This is a genomic window from Stutzerimonas stutzeri, assembly GCF_019090095.1.
Taxonomy (GTDB): domain Bacteria; phylum Pseudomonadota; class Gammaproteobacteria; order Pseudomonadales; family Pseudomonadaceae; genus Stutzerimonas; species Stutzerimonas stutzeri_AN.
Map to the genome: position 1 here is coordinate 1,656,255 of NZ_JAGQFP010000002.1, position 20,552 is coordinate 1,676,806.

21 protein-coding genes and 1 pseudogene are annotated in these 20,552 nt (G+C 62.0%); 16 read left to right on the forward strand and 6 right to left on the reverse strand.

Annotated features, from left to right (window positions below; all coding sequences use genetic code 11):
* Positions 1–170 precede the first annotated feature (170 nt).
* From tilS to ispD, 6 genes are all read left to right on the forward strand, one after another.
* Positions 171–1,493: a tRNA lysidine(34) synthetase TilS gene (gene tilS / locus KVO92_RS17330; protein ID WP_217476778.1), complete on the forward strand. Its 1,323-nt coding sequence runs from the start codon at positions 171–173 to the stop codon at positions 1,491–1,493.
* A gap of 140 nt (positions 1,494–1,633) precedes the next feature.
* Positions 1,634–3,265, forward strand: coding sequence for a CTP synthase (locus KVO92_RS17335; protein WP_217476779.1), 1,632 nt, complete (start codon positions 1,634–1,636; stop codon positions 3,263–3,265).
* Entirely contained in the window at positions 3,262–4,107 is an 846-nt protein-coding gene (gene kdsA / locus KVO92_RS17340; RefSeq protein ID WP_217476780.1) for a 3-deoxy-8-phosphooctulonate synthase, read from the forward strand. The genes KVO92_RS17335 and kdsA overlap by 4 nt, the downstream gene beginning before the upstream one ends.
* A gap of 34 nt (positions 4,108–4,141) precedes the next feature.
* Positions 4,142–5,431: a phosphopyruvate hydratase gene (eno, locus tag KVO92_RS17345; RefSeq protein ID WP_217476781.1), complete on the forward strand. Its 1,290-nt coding sequence runs from the start codon at positions 4,142–4,144 to the stop codon at positions 5,429–5,431.
* Between the two features lie 171 nt (positions 5,432–5,602).
* On the forward strand, positions 5,603–5,881 hold the full coding sequence (ftsB, locus tag KVO92_RS17350) for a cell division protein FtsB (RefSeq protein ID WP_217477288.1): 279 nt from the start codon (positions 5,603–5,605) through the stop codon (positions 5,879–5,881).
* Positions 5,882–5,888: 7 nt separating this feature from the next.
* The gene (gene ispD / locus KVO92_RS17355; protein WP_217476782.1) at positions 5,889–6,581 is read left to right on the forward strand and encodes a 2-C-methyl-D-erythritol 4-phosphate cytidylyltransferase; all 693 of its coding nucleotides are present in this window, start codon (positions 5,889–5,891) and stop codon (positions 6,579–6,581) included.
* Between the two features lie 68 nt (positions 6,582–6,649).
* Here the strand turns inward: ispD and KVO92_RS17360 are convergent, their stop codons facing one another.
* The 3 genes and pseudogenes from KVO92_RS17360 to KVO92_RS17370 form a co-directional block, all read right to left on the reverse strand.
* Positions 6,650–7,816: a hypothetical protein gene (locus KVO92_RS17360; RefSeq protein ID WP_217476783.1), complete on the reverse strand. Its 1,167-nt coding sequence runs from the start codon at positions 7,814–7,816 to the stop codon at positions 6,650–6,652.
* A gap of 79 nt (positions 7,817–7,895) precedes the next feature.
* Positions 7,896–8,198, reverse strand: a pseudogene (hpf, locus tag KVO92_RS17365) (ribosome hibernation-promoting factor, HPF/YfiA family); the annotation flags it as partial.
* Between the two features lie 131 nt (positions 8,199–8,329).
* Complete coding sequence (locus KVO92_RS17370) at positions 8,330–9,229, reverse strand: LysR family transcriptional regulator (RefSeq protein WP_217477289.1); 900 nt, start codon at positions 9,227–9,229, stop codon at positions 8,330–8,332.
* Between the two features lie 137 nt (positions 9,230–9,366).
* Here KVO92_RS17370 and KVO92_RS17375 point away from each other — a divergent pair, with 137 nt between their 5' ends.
* Both KVO92_RS17375 and fghA read left to right on the forward strand, forming a co-directional pair.
* Positions 9,367–10,482 (forward strand): S-(hydroxymethyl)glutathione dehydrogenase/class III alcohol dehydrogenase, encoded by a 1,116-nt coding sequence (locus KVO92_RS17375; RefSeq protein WP_217476785.1) that lies wholly within the window; start codon positions 9,367–9,369, stop codon positions 10,480–10,482.
* A gap of 65 nt (positions 10,483–10,547) precedes the next feature.
* The gene (gene fghA, locus KVO92_RS17380) at positions 10,548–11,393 is read left to right on the forward strand and encodes an S-formylglutathione hydrolase (protein ID WP_217476786.1); all 846 of its coding nucleotides are present in this window, start codon (positions 10,548–10,550) and stop codon (positions 11,391–11,393) included.
* Positions 11,394–11,477: 84 nt separating this feature from the next.
* Here the strand turns inward: fghA and KVO92_RS17385 are convergent, their stop codons facing one another.
* Positions 11,478–12,527: an alkene reductase gene (locus KVO92_RS17385; protein WP_217476787.1), complete on the reverse strand. Its 1,050-nt coding sequence runs from the start codon at positions 12,525–12,527 to the stop codon at positions 11,478–11,480.
* A gap of 41 nt (positions 12,528–12,568) precedes the next feature.
* The gene (locus tag KVO92_RS17390) at positions 12,569–12,871 is read right to left on the reverse strand and encodes an ArsR/SmtB family transcription factor (RefSeq protein ID WP_102852334.1); all 303 of its coding nucleotides are present in this window, start codon (positions 12,869–12,871) and stop codon (positions 12,569–12,571) included.
* Between the two features lie 178 nt (positions 12,872–13,049).
* Here KVO92_RS17390 and ispF point away from each other — a divergent pair, with 178 nt between their 5' ends.
* The 8 genes from ispF to KVO92_RS17430 all read left to right on the forward strand — a co-directional run bounded on the left by ispF (position 13,050) and on the right by KVO92_RS17430 (position 19,582).
* A complete protein-coding gene (gene ispF / locus KVO92_RS17395) occupies positions 13,050–13,523 on the forward strand; it encodes a 2-C-methyl-D-erythritol 2,4-cyclodiphosphate synthase (protein ID WP_217476788.1) in 474 nt (157 codons plus the stop codon).
* Complete coding sequence (gene truD, locus KVO92_RS17400; protein ID WP_217476789.1) at positions 13,520–14,560, forward strand: tRNA pseudouridine(13) synthase TruD; 1,041 nt, start codon at positions 13,520–13,522, stop codon at positions 14,558–14,560. The genes ispF and truD overlap by 4 nt, the downstream gene beginning before the upstream one ends.
* Positions 14,560–15,309, forward strand: coding sequence for a 5'/3'-nucleotidase SurE (gene surE, locus KVO92_RS17405; RefSeq protein ID WP_217476790.1), 750 nt, complete (start codon positions 14,560–14,562; stop codon positions 15,307–15,309). The genes truD and surE overlap by 1 nt, the downstream gene beginning before the upstream one ends.
* Before the next feature lie 41 nt (positions 15,310–15,350).
* Entirely contained in the window at positions 15,351–15,986 is a 636-nt protein-coding gene (locus KVO92_RS17410; RefSeq protein ID WP_102852400.1) for a protein-L-isoaspartate(D-aspartate) O-methyltransferase, read from the forward strand.
* A 17-nt stretch (positions 15,987–16,003) separates the two neighbouring features.
* Positions 16,004–16,939: a DUF368 domain-containing protein gene (locus tag KVO92_RS17415; protein WP_217476791.1), complete on the forward strand. Its 936-nt coding sequence runs from the start codon at positions 16,004–16,006 to the stop codon at positions 16,937–16,939.
* Between the two features lie 47 nt (positions 16,940–16,986).
* Entirely contained in the window at positions 16,987–17,811 is an 825-nt protein-coding gene (locus KVO92_RS17420) for a peptidoglycan DD-metalloendopeptidase family protein (protein WP_217477290.1), read from the forward strand.
* 96 nt (positions 17,812–17,907) lie between these two features.
* A complete protein-coding gene (gene rpoS, locus KVO92_RS17425) occupies positions 17,908–18,900 on the forward strand; it encodes an RNA polymerase sigma factor RpoS (RefSeq protein WP_217476792.1) in 993 nt (330 codons plus the stop codon).
* A 535-nt stretch (positions 18,901–19,435) separates the two neighbouring features.
* Positions 19,436–19,582, forward strand: coding sequence for a hypothetical protein (locus tag KVO92_RS17430; RefSeq protein WP_217476793.1), 147 nt, complete (start codon positions 19,436–19,438; stop codon positions 19,580–19,582).
* On the opposite strand, the gene KVO92_RS17435 is transcribed toward KVO92_RS17430, so the two are convergent.
* A complete protein-coding gene (locus tag KVO92_RS17435) occupies positions 19,579–20,448 on the reverse strand; it encodes a GNAT family N-acetyltransferase (protein WP_217476794.1) in 870 nt (289 codons plus the stop codon). The two genes, KVO92_RS17430 and KVO92_RS17435, sit on opposite strands and share 4 nt — an antisense overlap.
* Positions 20,449–20,552 lie beyond the last annotated feature (104 nt).

The following is a 20,552-nucleotide window of genomic DNA, read 5'->3' on the forward strand; positions in this document are numbered from 1 at the left end:
CGAAGAACGGCGGGCTCTCCCGCCGTTTTTTGTGCCCGTTACAAAACTCCTACTGCAAACCCCCGTGCCGCAACCGTGTCGTACGGCTCGCTTGCAATCGGTGGGTAGAGGCGCGGTTTTCGGGTTTATGCTGCGCTGTATTCCCATCTGTCTTCGCGGAACTGCAACCCATGTCCCTCGAGTCGCGCTTGCTTGATGCCCTGCAACCCTGGCGCACCGCGCCGCATTGGCGCGTGGCGTTCTCCGGAGGGCTCGACTCGACGGTGCTGCTGCATCTGTTGGCGCGCTTGTCGGCTCGTGAGCGACTGCCAGCGATCAGTGCGATCCATGTGCATCACGGACTGCAGTCGGCGGCCGATGACTGGCCGGCGCATTGTCGGTCGGTCTGCGACGCGCTGGGCATGGAACTGAAAGTCGTGCACGTTCGGGTCGAGCGCGGTGCGAGCCTCGAGCGCGCTGCTCGGGAGGCGCGCTACGCCGCCTTCGGCGAGCATCTGGGCGCCGGTGAGGTGCTGCTCGCTGCGCAGCATCGAGACGATCAGGCCGAAACCCTGCTTTTTCGTTTGCTGCGCGGTGCGGGAGTGCGCGGGCTTGCCGGCATGCCCGCGGTGCGGAAGCTGGGCGGCGGCTGGTTGGTTCGCCCATTGCTGAGCGCCGATCGGGCCGAGCTTTACCACTATGCGCAAGCGCAGGGGCTGGCCTGGATCGAGGACCCGAGCAACCAGTGCACCGATCACGCGCGCAATTACCTGCGTCATCGCGTCATGCCGCTTGTGCAGCTGCGCTGGCCGGGTGCTTCGGTAAACATGGCGCGCGCTGCCGGGCATCTGGCCGAGGCACAGCATCTGTTGGATGAGCTGGCCGAGATGGATCTGCAAGCGGCGCGGCTAGGCAGTCGCCATTCATGGCTGACGGTGCCGAGCCTGTCCCTGGCGGCGCTGGCGCGGCTCAGCGCTGCTCGCCAGCGCAATGCGCTTCGGCATTGGCTGGTGGGGCGGACGGCGCTGCCCGACAGCGATCATTGGGCTGGTTGGGATGCGTTGCGCGATGCTTCGGTAGATGCCGCGCCGGTCTGGCGGCTGGCGGCAGGCGAGTTGCATCGAGGCGATGGGCGGATCTGGTGGCTTTCCGGGCCCTGGCTCGGCGCACCGACCGAGCCGGTCGACTGGCCGCGGCTCGATCTCGCTTTGCAGTTGCCAGGCAACGGCAGCCTGAGCCTGGCAGGTCAGCATGGTCTCGACGGCAGACTGCAGGTGCGTTACCGCCAAGGCGGTGAGACGCTGAACGTACCGGGGCGCGGACGCCGGGACCTCAAGCGGCTGCTCAACGAGGCCGGCCTGCCGGGTTTCGTGCGCTCGCGCCTGCCGTTGCTTTACCGCGCAGACCAGCTCGTTGCCGTGGCGAATCTGCCGCAACTGGACGTCGAACCACTGTCACTGGTCTGGGCGCCGCCGGCCGACGCCAGGTTTGAGCTGATGGGGTCTTTCGAGTAGACTACGCTCCCGTCCCAATACAGCTTCTGCGGCTTTCTTCGAAAACCGTGGCAGTTTCGCTATTGCCGCCTCTGGCGCAGTGGCACCTTCGCTTTTCCCCGGCGGCGCTGACCGCTTAACGCAGACTTCTAGGGTTTTTCATGACGCGCTACATCTTCGTCACGGGTGGTGTTGTTTCTTCATTGGGGAAAGGCATCGCCTCGGCATCCTTGGCGGCCATCCTGGAGGCGCGGGGCCTGAAGGTCACGATGCTCAAGCTGGACCCTTACATCAACGTCGACCCGGGCACCATGAGCCCGTTCCAGCACGGGGAAGTGTTCGTCACACACGACGGCGCCGAGACCGACCTGGACCTGGGGCATTACGAGCGGTTCATTCGCACGACGATGACCAAGGCCAACAACTTCACCACTGGCCGTGTCTACGAAGACGTCCTGCGCCGCGAGCGTCGCGGCGACTACCTGGGCGCGACCATCCAGGTCATTCCGCACATTACCGACGAGATCAAGCGCCGCATCATCAAAGGTGCCGGTGATGCCGATGTCGCTTTGGTGGAGGTCGGCGGAACCGTGGGCGACATCGAATCGCAGCCGTTCCTCGAGGCGATTCGCCAACTGCGCGTCGAAGTCGGCGCCAAGCGCGCCATGCTGATGCACCTGACGCTGGTGCCCTACATCGCCACCGCCGGCGAGACCAAGACAAAGCCGACCCAGCACTCGGTCAAGGAGCTACGCTCCATCGGCCTGCAGCCGGACGTGTTGGTGTGCCGTTCCGACCATCCGATCGATGTGTCTTCGCGCCGCAAGATCGCGCTGTTCACCAACGTCGAAGAGCGCGCGGTGATCAGCCTGGAAGACGTGGATACCATCTACAAGATTCCGGGTGTGTTGCACGCGCAGGGTCTGGATGACTTCGTCGTCGAGCGCTTCGGGCTGGAGTGCGGTGGCGCCGACCTTTCCGAATGGGACCGCGTGGTCGATGCCAAGCTGAACCCGGAAAAGGAAGTCACCATCGCCATGGTCGGCAAGTACATGGAACTTCTCGATGCCTATAAATCTCTGATCGAGGCGATGAGCCACGCTGGCATCCAGAGCCGTACCAAGGTGAACCTGCGTTACATCGATTCCGAAGACATCGAAAACCAGGGCACCGGCCTGCTGGACGGCATGGATGCGATTCTGGTTCCGGGTGGTTTCGGTTTGCGCGGCGTGGAAGGCAAGATTGCCACGGTCAAATACGCACGCGAGAACAAGATTCCTTACCTGGGCATTTGCCTGGGTATGCAGGTGGCGGTCATCGAGTTCGCGCGAGACGTGCTGGGCTGGACCGATGCCAACTCCACCGAGTTCGACAAGGACAGCACCCATCCAGTCGTCGGTCTCATCACCGAGTGGGCGGACGCGACGGGCACGGTGGAAACCCGCACCGATGCTTCCGATCTGGGCGGCACCATGCGCCTGGGTGCGCAGGAATGCGGTCTTGAGGCAGGCTCCAACGTGTATGCCTGCTATGGCAAGGAGCGCATCGTCGAGCGCCACCGTCATCGCTACGAGGTCAACAACAACCTCCTGCCACAGCTGCAGGCCGCCGGTTTGAAGATTACCGGTCGCTCCGGTGACGGCGCGCTAGTCGAAGTGGTCGAGGCGCCTGATCATCCGTGGTTCGTGGCGTGCCAGTTCCACCCCGAATTCACCTCCACGCCTCGCGACGGTCATCCGCTGTTCAGCGGCTTCGTCAAGGCGGCGCTGGACTACAAGGCGAGCAAGGCATGAGCCAGAAGACCATTCGCGTTGGCGGTATCGAGATCGCCAACGACAAGCCGTTCGTGTTGTTCGGCGGCATGAACGTGCTCGAGTCGCGCGACCTGGCGCTGCAGATCTGCGAAACCTACGTCAAGGTCACCGAGAAGCTCGGCATTCCTTACATCTTCAAGGCCAGTTTCGACAAGGCCAATCGCTCCTCGATCCACTCGTTCCGCGGCCCGGGACTGGAAGAGGGGATGCGCATTTTCGAGGAAGTGAAGAAGACTTTCGGCGTGCCGGTCATCACCGACGTGCACGAGCCCCATCAGGCACAGCCGGTGGCCGAGGTCTGCGACATCATCCAGTTGCCGGCGTTTCTGTCGCGCCAGACCGATCTGGTGGTGGCGATGGCCAAGACCGGAGCGGTCATCAACATCAAGAAAGCCCAGTTCCTTGCGCCGCAGGAAATGAAGCACATCCTCACCAAGTGCGAGGAAGCGGGCAACGACCAACTGATCCTCTGCGAACGTGGCTCGTCGTTCGGCTACAACAATCTGGTCGTCGACATGCTCGGCTTCGACATCATGAAGCGGATGGAATATCCGGTGATTTTCGATGTCACACACGCGCTGCAGATGCCGGGCGGCCGTGCCGACTCGGCAGGTGGTCGTCGTGCTCAGGTCACGGATCTTGCGAAGGCCGGTCTCAGCCAAGGGCTTGCCGGGCTGTTCCTGGAAGCGCACCCGGATCCGGAAAACGCCAAGTGCGACGGACCTTGTGCCTTGCGTCTGGACAAGCTCGAACCCTTCCTCAGTCAGCTCAAGCAGCTGGATGAGCTGATCAAGAATTTTTCGCCAATCGAAACTGCTTGAAGCCTTGAAGCTATCTACGGAGTGTTAATAAAAAATGGCAAAGATCGTCGACATCAAAGGGCGTGAGGTTCTCGACTCCCGTGGCAACCCCACCGTGGAAGCGGACGTTATCCTGGATAACGGTATCGTCGGCAGCGCTTGCGCGCCGTCCGGTGCGTCCACAGGTTCTCGTGAGGCGCTGGAACTGCGCGATGGCGACAAGAGCCGTTACATGGGCAAAGGTGTGCTGAAGGCGGTCAGCAACATCAATGGCCCCATCCGTGATCTGCTGCTGGGCAAGGATCCGCTGGACCAGAAGGCGCTGGACCGCGCCATGATCGAGCTCGACGGTACCGAGAACAAAGCCTCGCTGGGCGCCAACGCGATTCTCGCGGTATCGCTGGCCAACGCCAAGGCCGCCGCGCAGGACCAGGATCTGCCGCTCTATGCGCACATCGCCAACCTCAATGGCACGCCTGGCCAGTACTCCATGCCGGTCCCGATGATGAACATCATCAATGGCGGCGAGCACGCCGACAACAACGTCGACATCCAGGAATTCATGGTGCAGCCGGTCGGTGCCAAGACCTTCGCCGATGCACTGCGCATGGGTGCGGAGATCTTCCACCACCTCAAGGCCGTACTGAAGGCTCGTGGTCTGAGCACCTCCGTCGGTGACGAAGGTGGCTTCGCGCCGAACCTGGCCTCCAACGAAGACGCGCTGGCGGCCATTGCCGAAGCCGTTGCCAACGCCGGTTACAAGCTGGGCGACGATGTCACCCTGGCGCTCGACTGCGCATCCAGCGAATTCTTCGAGAACGGCAAGTACGACCTGGCTGGCGAAGGCAAGGTGTTCGATGCAGCCGGATTTGCCGACTATCTGGCAGGACTGTCCGAGCGCTATCCGATCATCTCGATCGAAGACGGTATGGATGAGTCCGACTGGGCTGGCTGGAAAGTGTTAACCGACAAGATCGGCAGCAAGGTTCAGCTGGTCGGCGACGACCTGTTCGTGACCAACACCAAGATTCTCAAGGAAGGCATCGAGAAGGGCATCGCTAACTCGATCCTGATCAAGTTCAACCAGATCGGCTCGCTGACCGAGACGCTGGAAGCCATCCAGATGGCCAAAGCGGCGGGCTACACTGCCGTGATTTCTCACCGCTCCGGCGAGACCGAGGATCACACCATTGCTGACCTGGCGGTCGGTACGGCTGCAGGCCAGATCAAGACCGGCTCGCTGTGCCGTTCGGATCGCGTCTCCAAGTACAACCAGCTGCTGCGTATCGAAGAGCAGCTCGGCGGAAAAGCGCCTTACAAGGGCCGTGCCGAGTTCCGTGGTTGATACCGAGCATGCTAGAAAGGGGCGGCGATAGTCGCCCTTTTTTGTGGTCGGCGGTCAGCGCTGCTAAGGTCCGTCGTACGAAGGCGTATTAGCCAAGGAAGGCCGAGCATGTTGCTGTCCGCTGCCGATACACCGTTTGCTGAAACCAATCGAATTCGTTCCATGTCCTCCATGCGCAGTCCCTACTGGTTGTTGGTCGTCTTGCTCCTGCTGTTGGGTGGCTTGCAGTATCGCCTTTGGGTGGGCGAAGGCAGCCTGGCCCAGGTCAGCGGCTTGAACAAGCAGATCGCTGAACAGCAGGGCGAAAACCAGCGCCTGCTCGAGCGAAACCGCATCCTCGAGGCGGAGGTCAAGGAGCTCAAGCGGGGTATGGAGACGGTAGAGGAACGCGCCCGTCACGAACTCGGCATGGTCAAAGAGGGCGAGACCCTCTACCAACTTGCCGAGTAAGGTAACCATGCTTCCGTCTTTCTGGGTCGTCATCCCCGCGGCCGGGGTCGGTAGTCGCATGCGCGCCGATCGGCCCAAGCAGTACCTGTCGCTGGCCGGCATGACCATCATCGAACATACCCTCGGTCGTTTTCTCGATCATCCGCGCCTTCAGGGCCTGGTGGTCTGCCTGGCTGCCGAGGATCCGTACTGGCCGAAGCTTGCAATTGCCAGCGACCCACGCGTTCAGCGGGCCGATGGGGGAGGCGAGCGTGCCGACTCGGTGCTAGCCGGGTTGCGCCGTCTGTTCGAGTTGGGGGCGCGTGCTGAGGATTGGGTGCTGGTGCATGATGCGGCTCGACCCAATCTGGCGCGTGAGGACCTGGACCGCTTGCTGGGCGAGCTCGCGAGTGATCCGGTGGGCGGGCTGCTTGCTGTGCCTGCCCGCGATACGCTGAAGCGGGCTGGCCCTGGCGGGCGTGTTCAGGAAACAGTTGATCGCAGCGTGATCTGGCAAGCGTTCACGCCGCAGATGTTCCGGCTCGGGCTGCTATGCGAGACGCTGGCCGGAGCCCTTGCCGCCGGTGTTGCGATTACCGATGAGGCCTCCGCCCTGGAGTGGGCAGGGCACGCGCCGAGACTTATCGAGGGACGCGCAGACAACCTCAAGGTAACGCGTCCGGAAGATCTGCAGTGGCTGGAACAGCGCTGGCAACGCTGATACCAAGCACCGCTCCGCTCTGGTGGTGAGCCAGGAGAGATAGCCCCTCCTGGCCTGTGCTGGCTTGGCTAGTAGCGATAGATGGCGGCCGCGCCGCTTTGAGTCGGCATGCGCTCGGTGGGCACCGAAATCACTTCACCGCCGTGCTCCAACGTCCAGATGGTCAACTCATCGAGCAGGTCCGGTGTGGTGGCTGAGCCGTCATCGACGGCCAGTGCCTTGCCCTGTTCCTTGTCTGCTACGCCTGGAATCTGCCGCTCGGCCTCGACCAGCAATGTCGCGACGCGACCCTCGATCGTAGCCTGGCCGATCTGCTCCAGTTGATCGGTGGCCAGGCCTTGCCCATGGGATTCCCCGTACTGGTCGAGGAAGCCTTCGAGGCGCTGGATATACCGCGGCTGCATCACCATCCAGCTCTTTGCGCGCAAGTCGTCGTGACTCAACAGCGATGCATCGCTCTCGATACCCTCCGGGAGCAGGAACTCGTTGTGGCTGTGTTTGCGGAAGTGGGACTGGTGTTCCGGAAGGGCGGCAAGGATGAGCGGCAAGCGGGATTTGCGGCTGTGATGTTCCAGAATCGCCCGGTCCACCTCACGGAAGAAGCGCTCGCGGTCCCTGTCGATCTCGTCCTGCCGGCCGGCGCCGCCGCTCTCCATCTGCATGGGGTCGCCGCGCTCACTGGCGCGGCCGAACCCCTGGGGGAAACCGGTCTGGCCCTTCTCGGTCAGCTCGCGGCCTAGCGCTTCTTCGATGGTTTTCGGTACGCCGTCGGCCAGCGTGACCTCGTCGATACCGTCACGATTGCCTTCGAACAGACGGACCGAATCGAGGGTGAGCGCGAGAATCTGGTAGCGATCGGCGGATTGGGCGATGCGTAGCAAGGGTTTGAGGTGCATGCGATCGTTGGCGACCGCGAGCTCGGGCACACTGCGCTGCAGGCGGAATACCTCGAAATAGTCGGCGGCGCCGAACACGGCGAGTCCGTCGCGGTTGGAATTCCAGAAATCGACGTCGTCGATCAGTGCGTAGAAGCGCTTGAGCAGCGACTTGGCCTGGTCGGCACGACCTTGCTGCTTGAGTGAGTCTTCCAGCTGTCGCACCAGATGCTTGAAGCGGATCGGATCCTGCTGGCGCTCCGGAAAACTGCGGTGAGTGGGCTGATACAGCGACAGGCAGGGGCCTTGGCGTTTGGCCAGCAGTTGGGAAAGGGTTTCTCGATCGAGCAATCTGTTCATACACGGCCTCACGTAGTCAGATGGTTCGTTCCCTCATGGAGATGGCGGCCTGGTTCATCAGGTCGGTTCAGTGACGGTTCAGTTTGTCCAGGGCATGGGTCAGGGCGTGGTTGAGTTTTTCCGCGGCGCCATCGATGGCAAGGGTCAGCGAGTCCGCCTTGTGGCTGGCTGAGATGGGGTCGTGGCCTTTCACGCGGGCTTCCATCTGGCAGCGCTTATCCTGAGGGCCGCTCTTTCCGCTGTTCTCATCGTTGAGATGAACTTCGACTCGGGTCAGCTGATCATCGAAACGCTCCAGCTCGCTTTCCACCGCCGCCTTGACGTGTTCCTCAAGGCTGCTGGTCACGTCGACGCTGTGATTGCTGTTCACCAGAATCTGCATGTTGTCCTCCTGATCGAATCGCCGGCTCGCTCAAGCAGGGGGCCGGAGGCGCCGGCTTCACAACTTCGACGTGGTGGGTTAAGCCGGGTTCCGCCTGCTGGCTGGCGTCGGACACGCGGTGCAATCGCCACTCAGTCGCGTTGGCTTCGGTACTCCGGACGCATGGCCAGTCCCTCCTTGAGGGCGTGTACCAACAGGCGAACCTTGGGCAAGGGATAGCGACGCTGGGGGTAGACCGCCCAGACTGCGGTGTTCGGTGGCTGATTGGCTTCCAGCAAGGACACCAGCTCACCGCGGCGCAGCGGCTCCTGCACGTAATAGTCAGGCAGCTGGCAGAGGCCGAAGCCACGGAGTGCGGCGTCGAGCACCGCCTGGCCGCTGTTGCAGCGCCAGTTTCCGGTGGGCCTGAACGGGTGCTCACGGCCGTCCACCTGGAGCATCCAGGTATCGGCAGTGCCAACCAGGCAGTTGTGCCGCGCAAGTTCCGAGAGGGTGTGCGGCCGCCCGTAGCGTTCCAGATAGGCCGGTGCTGCGCACAGGTACATGGCGCGTGGTGCGATGCGCGTCGCGACCAACCGCGATTCGCTGAGCCGGCCCAGGCGTATGGCCAGATCGTAGCCTTCCTGGACCAAGTCCAGGGTCCGGTTCGACAGCTCGATCTCGACCCGCAGCTGCGGATGCTGGGCCATGAAATCGTTTACCAGCGGAACGATGAAGCGCTCGCCGTATGCGACGGCTGCGGTCATGCGCAGCAAACCGGTAGGGGCCGCGTGAAGGTCGCTGACCGCGTGGAAGGCTTCGTCACGCTCCTCGATGAGCCGCTGGCAGCGGCTCAGAAACGTGTGGCCCGCCTCGGTCAGCGAGACGCGCCGGGTGGTGCGGTAGAGCAGGCGCGCCTGCAGGCGTTCCTCGAGGCGGGCGACCTGGCGGCTGACGTGCGAGGACGATACCCGCAAGTGTTCGGCCGCTCGCAGAAAGCTTCCGCATTCAGCGACGGCGACGAACTCGTCGAGCCCTTCCCAGCGATTCACCATCAGTCTCCCGCATCGATAAGCTTCGCTCGTGATTATCCCCGTATAGCAACAATGTTTCCATAAACGCTTTATTAACCCTTCTGGCAGAGCAAACTACACTGCCTGCCACTTCACCCACTCGCGAGTAAGCGTTCATGACCATCAAATCCCGTGCGGCAGTTGCCTTTGCGCCCAATCAACCTTTGCAGATCGTCGAAGTGGACGTCGAGCCGCCCAAGGCCGGCGAAGTACTGGTCCGAATCGTCGCGTCGGGCGTCTGCCATACCGACGCTTACACCCTGTCCGGCCAGGACTCGGAGGGCGTCTTCCCGTGCATCCTCGGGCATGAGGGCGGCGGCATCGTCGAGGCCGTGGGCGAGGGTGTGACCTCGGTAGCCGTTGGCGACCATGTAATCCCGCTCTACACCGCCGAGTGCGGTCAGTGCAAATTCTGCAAATCCAACAAGACCAACCTGTGCAGCTCGGTCCGCGCCACCCAGGGCAAGGGCCTGATGCCGGACGGCACCAGCCGCTTCTCTTATCAGGGGCAGCCGGTTTACCACTACATGGGTTGTTCGACCTTCTCCGAGTACACCGTGCTGCCGGAAGTCTCCGTGGCGGTGATCCCCAAGGAAGCGCCGTTGGACAAGGTCTGCCTGCTGGGCTGTGGTGTCACCACCGGTATCGGTGCGGTGCTCAATACCGCCAAGGTGGAAGAGGGCGCCACGGTCGCCATCTTCGGTCTCGGTGGCATCGGTCTGGCGGCGATCATCGGCGCGAAGATGGCCAAGGCTTCGCGGATCATCGGCATCGACATCAACCCGGCCAAGGAAGCCGTGGCCCGTGAGCTGGGCATCACCGACTTCGTCAACCCGAAGGAGCACAGCAAGCCGATCCAGGAAGTGATCGTCGAGATGACCGACGGCGGCGTCGACTACAGCTTCGAGTGCATCGGCAATGTGCAGCTGATGCGCGCGGCGCTGGAGTGCTGTCACAAGGGCTGGGGCGAGTCGACCATCATCGGCGTGGCGCCGGCCGGCGCCGAGATCAGCACCCGTCCGTTCCAGCTGGTGACCGGTCGCGTCTGGCGCGGCAGCGCCTTCGGTGGCGTCAAGGGCCGCAGCGAGCTGCCGGGCTACGTCGAGAAGTCGCAGAAGGGCGAGATTCCGCTCGACACCTTCATCACCCACAACATGGGGCTGGATGAGATCAATCAGGCCTTTGATCTGATGCACGAAGGCAAAAGCATTCGCACCGTCATCCATTTCTGATCAGTGCGTCGCGCCGCATCGACGGGCCGCGGGCCGGTCGATGCGGCGTGCAGCCGGGAGGGCCTATGAGCCTTGAGAACATTTCCTGCCAGAAGAGCTTCGGCGGCTGGCACAAGCGCTATCGGCACCGTTCGACCAGTTTGAACTGCGACATGGTGTTCGCGGTTTACCTGCCGCCGCAGGCGGAGCAGGGCGACAAGCTGCCGGTGCTCTATTGGCTGTCTGGCCTGACGTGCACCGACGAGAACTTCATGCAGAAGGCCGGTGCGCATCGTTTGGCGGCGGAGCTCGGTTTGATCATCGTCGCGCCGGATACCAGCCCGCGGGGTGCCGACGTGCCCGATGATCCGGACGCGGCGTATGACTTCGGCCTGGGAGCCGGCTTTTACCTCAATGCCACTGAGGAGCCTTGGGCGCAGCACTACCGCATGTACGACTATGTAGTCGATGAGCTGCCGTCGCTGATCGAGGCGAATTTTCCGGTGTCGGACAAGCGCGGCATCAGTGGTCACTCCATGGGCGGCCACGGCGCCCTGGTGTGCGCGTTGAAGAACCCGGGCCGTTACCGGTCGCTCTCCGCTTTCGCGCCGATTACCAACCCGGCCGATTGTCCGTGGGGCGAGAAGGCGTTCAGCGGCTATCTAGGCAGTGATCGTTCGCGCTGGCGCGAATGGGATGCCTGTGCGCTATTGGCTAGGGCCGAGGAGAAGCTGCCGATACTGATCGATCAGGGTGATCGCGACGACTTCATGGTCAATCAGCTCAAACCCGAAGCGCTGGAGGCGGCTGCCAAGGCTGCCGAGCATCCGCTGACGCTGCGTATCCAGCCTGGCTACGATCACAGCTACTACTTCATTTCGAGCTTCATCGACGATCACCTCCGGCACCACGCGCAGGCGCTGAAGGGCTGAGCCTCTCAAGCGCTGCGGCGCTTGTCCGCCAGGCGAAAAAAAAGCCCGGCCGGTTACCCGGTCGGGCTTTTCCATCGCAAGGAGCTAGAGCGACGGATAATCGGTGTAACCCTCGGCGCCCTGGGCGTAGAAGAGGTCGGGGCGCGGTTCGTTGAGCGGGGCGTCCTGGCGTAGACGCTGAACCAGGTCCGGGTTGGCGATGTAGGGAATGCCGAAGGCGACGGCGTCTGCCTTGCCTTCGTCGAGCCAGGCATTGGCCTGTTCCTTTGTGAAGCGCTCGTTGGCGATGTAGGCGCCACCGAAGATCTCCTTCAGCTGCGGACCGAGGCTGTCCTCAGCGGCTTTTTCCCGGGTGCAGATGAAGGCAATGCCGCGCTTGCCCAGCTCACGTGCCACGTAGCCGAAGGTTTCGGCGCGGTTGGAATCACCCATGTCGTGGGCGTCGGCCCGTGGAGCCAGATGGACGCCGACACGGCCCGGACCCCAGACGCTGATGGCCGCGTCGGTCACTTCCAGCAACAGCCGGGCACGGTTCTCCAGGGAGCCGCCGTATTGGTCGGTACGCTGGTTGGTGCTGTCCTGCAGGAACTGGTCGAGCAGATAACCGTTGGCACCGTGGATCTCCACGCCGTCGAACCCGGCTTCGCGGGCGTTCTCGGCGCCCTTGCGGTAAGCCTCGACGATGCCAGCGATTTCATCGGTTTCCAGGGCTCGGGGTGTTTCGTAGCCCTTCATCGGCCGTACCAGGCTGACATGGCCAGCCGGCTTGATGGCGCTCGGAGCGACCGGGAGCTGACCGTCGAGGTAGATCGGGTCGGAAATCCGACCGACGTGCCATAGCTGCAGGACGATCTTGCCACCCTTGGCATGCACGGCATCGGTGACCTTCTTCCAGCCCTGGACCTGTTCGGCGGACCAGATGCCGGGCGTGTCGGGGTAGCCGACACCCATCGGGGTGACCGATGTGGCTTCGCTGATGATCAGACCGGCGCCGGCGCGCTGGCCATAGTATTCGGCAATCAGGTCACCGGGGACTCGGCCCGGCTCGGCGCGGCAGCGAGTCAGCGGAGCCATGATGATGCGATTGGCCAGTTCCAGGTCGCCGATCTTGATCGGATCGAAAAGTGTGGGCATAGCGATGCTGCTCCTGTTTCGGGTTCGAAGGCGGTGAGCGATCAAAGTTGTTCGGCGAGGCGAGCCAGAAAGGCCGCGATAGCCGGTTCATTGCGTTTGAAGAAATGCCACTGGCCAACCTTGCGATTGGTGATCAGCCCGGCGCGTTGCAGCGTGGCCAGGTGGGCCGAGACGGTGGACTGCGATAACCCGGCGCGTTGATCGATCTGTCCGGCGCAGACGCCGTTTTCCAGCGAATGATGCTGCTCGGGAAAGTAGCGTTCGGGCTCTTTCAACCAGTGCAGGATTTCCCGCCGCAGAGGGTGGGCGATTGCCTTGGTAAGATCATCGAGGTCGTCAGGCATGGCGTTGTCCGGTTCGGTATATCGCGATGGAGCGAACTATATATCGTCAAAAGGCGATGCCGAATCGATCCGGTTGATGGTGCTTATCGCTGGTGTCGATCGTCGCTCGTGCTGGATGACTTCAACCGTTGACCGGGTCCTGTAGAATCCCCGGCTGAATTGTTCTGGGTATCCAACTATGCGTATCGGTCACGGTTATGACGTCCATCGTTTCGGCGAAGGTGATTTCGTCACGCTCGGCGGCGTTCGAATCCCGCACAGGTTCGGCCTGTTGGCGCATTCGGATGGCGACGTGCTGTTGCATGCGCTGAGCGACGCCCTGCTCGGCGCCGCGGCGCTGGGCGATATCGGCAAGCACTTCCCGGACACCGACCCGGCCTTCAAGGGCGCCGACAGCCGGGTACTGCTGCGTCATGTACTCGAACAGGTACAGGCGAAGGGCTGGAAGGTCGCCAACGTCGACGCCACCATCGTCGCGCAGGCGCCGAAGATGGCGCCGCATATCGAGGCGATGCGCAGGTCGATCGCCGAGGATTTGCGAGTCGACCTGGACCAGGTCAACGTCAAGGCAACCACCACCGAGAAGCTCGGCTTCACCGGGCGCGAAGAAGGCATTGCCGTGCATGCCGTCGCGTTGCTGATCAGCGCATGACCGAAGATCAGTTGCTCGGCCCGCGGGCCCATGGTGGCGCCTGTGGCTCGGCCGTGCTCAAGGCGGTTGCCGAAGATTTTCAGGTCGACGAAGTGCTGGATATTCCGCTGTCGGGTACCGGCGAGCATCTTTGGCTGTGGGTCGAGAAGCGCAATCTCAACACCGAGGAGGCCGCGCGACGCTTGGCTCGGGCGGCCGGCGTACCGGCTCGCAGCATCAGCTACGCCGGGTTGAAGGACCGACAGGCGCTGACCCGCCAGTGGTTCAGCCTGCATTTGCCCGGCAAGGCCGATCCCGACCTGACCAAGGCCGAAGACGACACGTTGAAGATCCTCAAGGCCGGACGCCACCAGCGCAAGCTCCAACGCGGCGCTCATTCGGCGAACGGCTTCACTCTGCGTCTGACCGAGTTGCAGGCCGATCGGGTCGAACTCGATGCCCGCCTTACGCGGATCAAGCAACAAGGCGTGCCCAACTATTTCGGCCTGCAACGATTCGGCTTCGATGGTGGCAACGTCCATGGCGCCCGTGAATATGCCGAGCGTAACGAACTGCCGGTGCAACGCAATCTGCGCTCGCGGCTGTTGTCGGCCGGGCGCAGCTATCTGTTTAATCGTGTACTGGCCGAGCGGGTCGCCAACGGTAGCTGGAATCGCGCCTGTGTCGGTGATCTGCTGGCGTTTACCGACAGCCGCAGCTTCTTTCCCGCCGGCGAGGCCGAGTGCAACGACCCCCGCCTGGCCGTGCTCGACTTGCATCCCACCGGCCCGCTTTGGGGGGCTGGGGAGTCGCCGACGGCAGCCGGTGCCCAGGCGTTGGAGGCGGCCGTCGCCGCTGCCGAGCCGTCAATCGCCAAGTGGCTCGCAGAAGCCGGAATGAAGCACGAACGGCGCATTCTTCGCCTCCCCATTAACGGCTTGTCGTGGCATTATCCCGAGCCTGACATTCTGCAACTTGAATTCGTCCTGCCGACCGGGTGCTTTGCCACCGCTGTGGTACGTGAACTGGTCAGCCTGGCAGGGCAGACGGACATCTGATGCGTATTCTGATCGCCAACGACGACGGGGTGTATGCACCCGGGCTCGCCGCGCTTTATGACGCGCTGGCGGATTATGCCGAGTGCAAGGTGGTTGCCCCCATCCAGGACATGAGTGGCGCCAGCAGCGCGCTGACCCTGGATCGCCCGCTGCATCCCACCACCATGCCTAACGGTTTCATCGGCGTGAACGGTACACCCACCGATTGCGTCCACCTGGGCATCAACGGCCTGCTCGAAGAGACGCCGGACATGGTGGTGTCAGGCATCAATCTGGGCGCGAACCTGGGCGACGATGTGCTCTATTCCGGCACGGTGGCCGCTGCCATCGAGGGGCGTTTCACCGGCAAACCAGCGTTCGCGTTCTCGCTGGTGTCGCGACTGACCGACAACCTGCCGACGGCTGCCTACATCGCTCGCCGGCTCGTCGAACGAGAGCAGAGTCTCGACCTGCCGCCGCGTACCGTCCTCAGCGTCAACGTCCCCAATCTGCCGCTGGACCATATCCGCGGCATCCAGCTGACCCGTCTCGGCCATCGCCGCCGCGCCAAACCACCCGTAAAGCAGGCCAACCCACGCGGCAAGGACGGCTACTGGATTTCGGTGGCCGGGGATGTCGAGGACGGCGGTCCGGGGACTGACTTCCACGCGGTGATGCAGGGCTATGTCTCGATCACCCCGCTGCAACTCGATCGGACGTTCCACGAAGCGTTCAAGGGGCTCGATCACTGGCTGGAGGATGTGCTGTGAATCATCGAGGACAAGACGATCTCCTGCGCCATGGCACTGGCATGACCTCGCAGCGGACCCGTGATCGATTGATTCAGCGGCTGTACGAAGAAGGGCTCTCGGACCCGCGGGTACTGGAAGTCATTCGGCGCACTCCGCGCCATCTATTCGTCGATGAAGCACTGTCCCATCGTGCCTACGAGGACACCGCGCTCCCGATCGGCCATAACCAGACCATTTCGCAACCCTTCATGGTCGCGCGGATGAGCGAATTGCTGCTCGCTGACGGTCCGCTGGACAAGGTATTGGAAATAGGGACCGGCTCCGGTTACCAGACGGCCGTGCTGGCGCAACTGGTCGAGCGGGTGTTTTCGGTGGAGCGGATTCAGGCCTTGCAGGACAAAGCGAAAGAGCGCCTGGTCGAACTCAAGTTGCGCAATGTGGTCTTTCGCTGGGGTGATGGCTGGGAAGGGTGGCCTGCATTGGCTCCCTACAACGGCATCATCGTTACCGCGGCGGCAGCCGACGTGCCACAGGCCCTGCTCGATCAACTGGCTCCCGGCGGGCGGCTGGTGATTCCGGTAGGGGTTGGTGAAGTCCAGCAACTGATGCTGATCGTTCGAGAGGAAGACGGTTTTTCCCGCCATCTGCTGGACACCGTGCGCTTCGTGCCGCTGCTCAATGGACCTGTAGTTTGATCTCAGCGGAAGGAAGCATGAAAAACGCGTTGTTGTTGTATGCCAAGGGCATGGCCATGGGCGCAGCGGATGTCGTGCCCGGCGTGTCGGGTGGGACCGTTGCGTTCATCACCGGTATTTACGATGAGCTGCTGCGCTCCATCGCGTCCGTGCCGAATGCCGTTGTGCCGTTGCTCAAGGGACGCGTCGCCGAGGCCTGGCGTACCGCCAACGCGACCTTTCTCGTGGTTCTGTTCGCCGGCATCCTCACCAGCGTATTCAGCTTGGCGAAGCTGATCACCTATCTGCTCGAGCATCATCCGATCCCGGTATGGTCGTTCTTCTTCGGCTTGATCCTGGTGTCGGTGCATTTGGTCAGCAAGGAGATTCAACACCGCGGTCCGTCTCGTCTGCTCAGCCTTTGCCTGGGCATCGGCTTCGCCTATTGGATCACGGTCGCTGCGCCCATGCAGTGGGGGACCAGCGGCATCAGCGTGTTCTTTGCTGGGGCGATCGCCATTTGCGCAATGATTCTGCCGGGCATCTCCGGTAGCTTCATCCTGGTGCTGCTTGGGTTGTATCCGGTCATCCTCGGCGCAGTCAAAACGCTGGACGCGGCAATCATGCTGACCTTTGCGTCGGGCTGCCTGATCGGCCTGCTGAGCTTCGCGCGCCTGCTCGGTTGGGTATTAGGCCGCTGGCGCGATCTGACCTTGGCCTTCCTCACCGGATTGATGCTGGGCTCGCTGAACAAGGTCTGGCCATGGAAAGAGACCTTGACCTGGCGCACCGACTCGCATGGCCAGCGCGTGCCGTTGCTGGAGCACAATCTGCTGCCCAGTACCTACGGCGATCTGACCGGGCAGGATCCGCAGCTATTGCTGGCTATTCTGTTGGCGGTCGCGGGTGTAGCGCTGGTGCTTGGGCTCGAGTGGTTCGCCGGTCGCGGCCAGCCAGTTGCGCAAAGCGTCTGAACCGACTTGTCGATCATAGGGAGCGGGCATTGAAGCTCATAGCCAGCATGCAGTGGATACGCAGTTCGTCAGTCCGTTGCGCGCTTCTCGCCATGCTAGCGGGGACATTGCTGGCAGGTTGCGCCAGCTCGCCATCCGGTGGCGTCAGTGTGGTCGACCGCAATAGCCGTGACCGTGTGAACAGCGGGCACTACATCGTACGCCGTGGCGATACGCTCTGGTCCATCGCCTTCCGCTTTGGCTGGGACTGGCGCGATCTGGCCAGGGTCAACAACATCCCACCGCCGCATGTCATCTATCCGGGGCAGACGATTCGTTTCGGCGGCCAGGCGTCCCGCGCCGTGACCGCTCGTCCGACCACTACGCCGCCCCCCAAGCCTGATACCAGGCCGTCTGTCGTGACCACACCTGTGCCGATACCGCCGCCCTTGACCAAGCCCAGCGAGCCGGCTGCCAGGCCGCCTGTGGCGAGCACCAAGGTTCAGCCGGTGACCCGCTCGGCAAGCGGCTGGGCCTGGCCAACGGGCGGCACGGTAATCGGTCGATTTTCCTCAAACGGCAGTTTGAATAAAGGCATTGATATCGCCGGGGAATTAGGACAGCCTGTTTTAGCTGCTTCTGATGGGGCTGTTGTGTACGCCGGCAGTGGTTTACGGGGTTACGGCGAACTTGTGATCATCAAGCACAGCGATACCTATGTAAGCGCCTACGGTCACAACCGCAGGCTGCTGGTGCAGGAGGGGCAACAAGTCAAAGCTGGGCAGACCATTGCCGAGATGGGATCGACTGGAACCGACCGGGTGAAGCTGCACTTTGAGATTCGCCGCCAAGGCAAACCCGTGGACCCGCTGCAATACCTGCCAAAGCGATGATCTGAGCCACCTGTTCCGGCACTAGGAGGGGCTTGAGCGATGCCAAGGAGGTGCGCCGCCTGAGCCTGTTGTCGAACTCAGAACAGGAAAACAATAATGGCTCTCAAAAAAGAAGTGCCGGAGTTTGACGTAGACGATGCCGTTCTACTCATGGAGCCGTCCGCGGACGCAGATCCACTCAGCGAGATCTCCCGTGCCGGTTCCGTTGGCACCAAGTCAAAGACCACATCGCAACATAAGTTCATCGATTACACGCGCGCGCTCGATGCGACTCAGCTCTACCTCAACGAGATCGGTTTTTCCCCCCTGCTTACCCCTGAACAGGAAGTGCATTTCGCACGTCTTGCGCAGAAGGGCGACCCAGCCGGGCGTAAGCGGATGATCGAAAGCAACTTGCGCCTGGTGGTCAAGATCGCCCGACGTTACGTCAATCGCGGTCTGTCCTTGCTCGATCTGGTGGAAGAGGGAAATCTCGGCCTGATTCGCGCCGTCGAGAAGTTCGATCCGGAACGCGGCTTCCGCTTCTCCACTTACGCGACCTGGTGGATACGGCAGACCATCGAGCGCGCGATCATGAATCAGACGCGCACCATTCGCCTACCGATTCACGTGGTCAAGGAACTCAACGTCTACCTGCGTGCCGCGCGCGAGCTGACTCAGAAGCTCGACCATGAGCCTAGCCCGGAAGAAATCGCCAATCTGCTCGAGAAGCCCGTTGCCGAAGTCAAGCGGATGCTGGGGCTCAACGAGCGCGTGACCTCTGTGGACGTATCGCTTGGTCCGGACACCGACAAGACCTTGCTCGATACCCTCACCGACGATCGGCCCAGCGATCCCTGTGACCTGCTGCTCGACGACGATCTCTCCGAAAGCATCGACCAGTGGTTGTCCGACTTGACCGAGAAACAGCGCGAGGTCGTCATTCGGCGTTTCGGTTTGCGCGGCCATGAAAGCTGCACCTTGGAAGAGGTCGGCCAGGAAATCGGCCTGACTCGCGAGCGGGTTCGACAGATCCAGGTGGAAGCGCTCAAGCGGTTGCGTGAAATCCTGGAGCGCAACGGCCTGTCCAGCGAATCCCTTTTCCGCTGAGCACGTCAGCCTCTTTCCTGAAGGGAAGGGGCTGACCGTTCCTTTACCTTGGCGCCTTCCTGACGTCGAGGTGCGGCGGGTTAACTCCCGGTATATGGGAATTCCATGAAAGCTCGTTAGCGTGTAAGCATTTGCTTACACGCGCTGTAAGCCAAGCCTGAAAAAAAAGCGGAGAACTGTCTTCTGCGCTTTTTTGGTTCAGTAACTCATTGAAAAATAAAGCTATTTATAAATAGAAAAATATTTGGCAAGTGGCTATCAGGGATTTTTACCGGTTGCTGTGGTCGCTCAAAGCCTTAATATCGGCTCCGTGCTTAAGGACAAGCACAGCCGAAAAGGATATCGGTCAGGAGCTACCGCTGGATGCGGTTTCATCAGGACGATGAGCAGGAAATAAAGGGAAGTAGGGAAGGAGGCGGGCGGGGTTAACCCCGCCCCTTTTTTTTTGCCCTCGATTTGTCGATTGCAACAGAACGCCGAACGACTGCCGTTATAAGTGGCCTAACGCTCTGATGACTGATCAGAGGAATTCGCCATGAATGGCCAAGATCCAAGTGAACCGGCTCAGCCGGGGCAAGACCCGGACGAGTCAATCAAGCGGCGTCCGGATGAAGCCGACGATGACCACCTGGACGAAGCACTGGAAGAAACCTTTCCTGCAAGCGATCCCATTTCTCCTTAAGCTGGATCCGCACGCGTGATGGCAGCCTCTTCCGGCGAGTTGCGCAACAGCAGCGCGGGGATTATTCGTTCGCGCAGGAGCGGCGCGAGCTGAATCCTTGGCAGTTGATGCAGCTCCACCCAATCCAGCGCCTCGATTTCGGCCAGTGGCGCGACGTCATCGTCCAGATGCCCCACGAACACGTCGGCTGCCACCCAATGTCCGGGCTCGTTGGCGGCGCGTGCCTGAAAGTGCCCCAGCGGTTGCAGCCGTGTCCCCTCGATGCGCAGGCCGATTTCCTCTTCGAGTTCACGGCAGAGGGTCTGCAGGGGCGTCTCATTCGGTTCGGTCTTACCGCCAGGCAGCATGAATATCTGGCTGCCCCGTTTGCGTACGACCAGCATTCGGCCGTTTCCGTCAAACAGGCAAGCGGTGGCTATGTTCAAAGTGGCAGGGGGCATAGCGGGTCCCTCGTTATCGTGACATAACGCCAGAAGCGTCTTGGTTCGGTTGTAGCGCTGCAGGCGGCAGGCCAGCGATTCGGGCAGAACCGCCCCCTCGTGGAAGCCCAGCGGTAGATAGAAGCCCGCCAGCTTTGGCTCACAGAACAGCCAGACAGGCCCCTCGCAGCGGGCCAGCGCATGTTTTACCAATCGTCGTCCCAGTCCCTGGTTGCGCTGTCCCGGCGCTACCAGCAAGCCGGTCAGCCAGTGTCCGTGCTCGACCGACGTCAAGCACAACCCTGCGACGATCTCCGAGTACCCGGCAACCCAGCAGCGTGCAGCGGCCGGCACCCGCATGTGGCTGCGATGGGCGCGGTAGAACTTCTTGAGCAAGGGCGTCGATTCAGCCGGCAGCTGACGCACTGGATATTCAAGCATGGGCATTCCCGAAGACGCCGCAGATGGTAACCGATTCGCCTGACGAAGCTGACCGGATTGTCTCGCCACGGTATCGGGTGATCATGTGATCCGTTTATCCGACAACTGCA

Excerpts from the sequence above, each read along its gene's own strand:
- surE (WP_217476790.1), top strand. The coding sequence starts at position 14,560 with ATGCGTATTCTGATCGCCAACGACGACGGGGTGTATGCACCCGGGCTC.
- eno (WP_217476781.1), top strand. The coding sequence starts at position 4,142 with ATGGCAAAGATCGTCGACATCAAAGGGCGTGAGGTTCTCGACTCCCGT.
- KVO92_RS17390 (WP_102852334.1), bottom strand. The coding sequence starts at position 12,871 with ATGCCTGACGACCTCGATGATCTTACCAAGGCAATCGCCCACCCTCTG.
- KVO92_RS17385 (WP_217476787.1), bottom strand. The coding sequence starts at position 12,527 with ATGCCCACACTTTTCGATCCGATCAAGATCGGCGACCTGGAACTGGCC.
- fghA (WP_217476786.1), top strand. The coding sequence starts at position 10,548 with ATGAGCCTTGAGAACATTTCCTGCCAGAAGAGCTTCGGCGGCTGGCAC.
- tilS (WP_217476778.1), top strand. The coding sequence starts at position 171 with ATGTCCCTCGAGTCGCGCTTGCTTGATGCCCTGCAACCCTGGCGCACC.
- KVO92_RS17335 (WP_217476779.1), top strand. The coding sequence starts at position 1,634 with ATGACGCGCTACATCTTCGTCACGGGTGGTGTTGTTTCTTCATTGGGG.
- KVO92_RS17410 (WP_102852400.1), top strand. The coding sequence starts at position 15,351 with ATGACCTCGCAGCGGACCCGTGATCGATTGATTCAGCGGCTGTACGAA.
- KVO92_RS17420 (WP_217477290.1), top strand. The coding sequence starts at position 16,987 with ATGCAGTGGATACGCAGTTCGTCAGTCCGTTGCGCGCTTCTCGCCATG.
- kdsA (WP_217476780.1), top strand. The coding sequence starts at position 3,262 with ATGAGCCAGAAGACCATTCGCGTTGGCGGTATCGAGATCGCCAACGAC.
- ispF (WP_217476788.1), top strand. The coding sequence starts at position 13,050 with ATGCGTATCGGTCACGGTTATGACGTCCATCGTTTCGGCGAAGGTGAT.
- truD (WP_217476789.1), top strand. The coding sequence starts at position 13,520 with ATGACCGAAGATCAGTTGCTCGGCCCGCGGGCCCATGGTGGCGCCTGT.
- ispD (WP_217476782.1), top strand. The coding sequence starts at position 5,889 with ATGCTTCCGTCTTTCTGGGTCGTCATCCCCGCGGCCGGGGTCGGTAGT.
- KVO92_RS17430 (WP_217476793.1), top strand. The coding sequence starts at position 19,436 with ATGAATGGCCAAGATCCAAGTGAACCGGCTCAGCCGGGGCAAGACCCG.
- KVO92_RS17360 (WP_217476783.1), bottom strand. The coding sequence starts at position 7,816 with ATGAACAGATTGCTCGATCGAGAAACCCTTTCCCAACTGCTGGCCAAA.
- KVO92_RS17435 (WP_217476794.1), bottom strand. The coding sequence starts at position 20,448 with ATGCCCATGCTTGAATATCCAGTGCGTCAGCTGCCGGCTGAATCGACG.
- ftsB (WP_217477288.1), top strand. The coding sequence starts at position 5,603 with ATGCGCAGTCCCTACTGGTTGTTGGTCGTCTTGCTCCTGCTGTTGGGT.
- KVO92_RS17375 (WP_217476785.1), top strand. The coding sequence starts at position 9,367 with ATGACCATCAAATCCCGTGCGGCAGTTGCCTTTGCGCCCAATCAACCT.
- rpoS (WP_217476792.1), top strand. The coding sequence starts at position 17,908 with ATGGCTCTCAAAAAAGAAGTGCCGGAGTTTGACGTAGACGATGCCGTT.
- KVO92_RS17415 (WP_217476791.1), top strand. The coding sequence starts at position 16,004 with ATGAAAAACGCGTTGTTGTTGTATGCCAAGGGCATGGCCATGGGCGCA.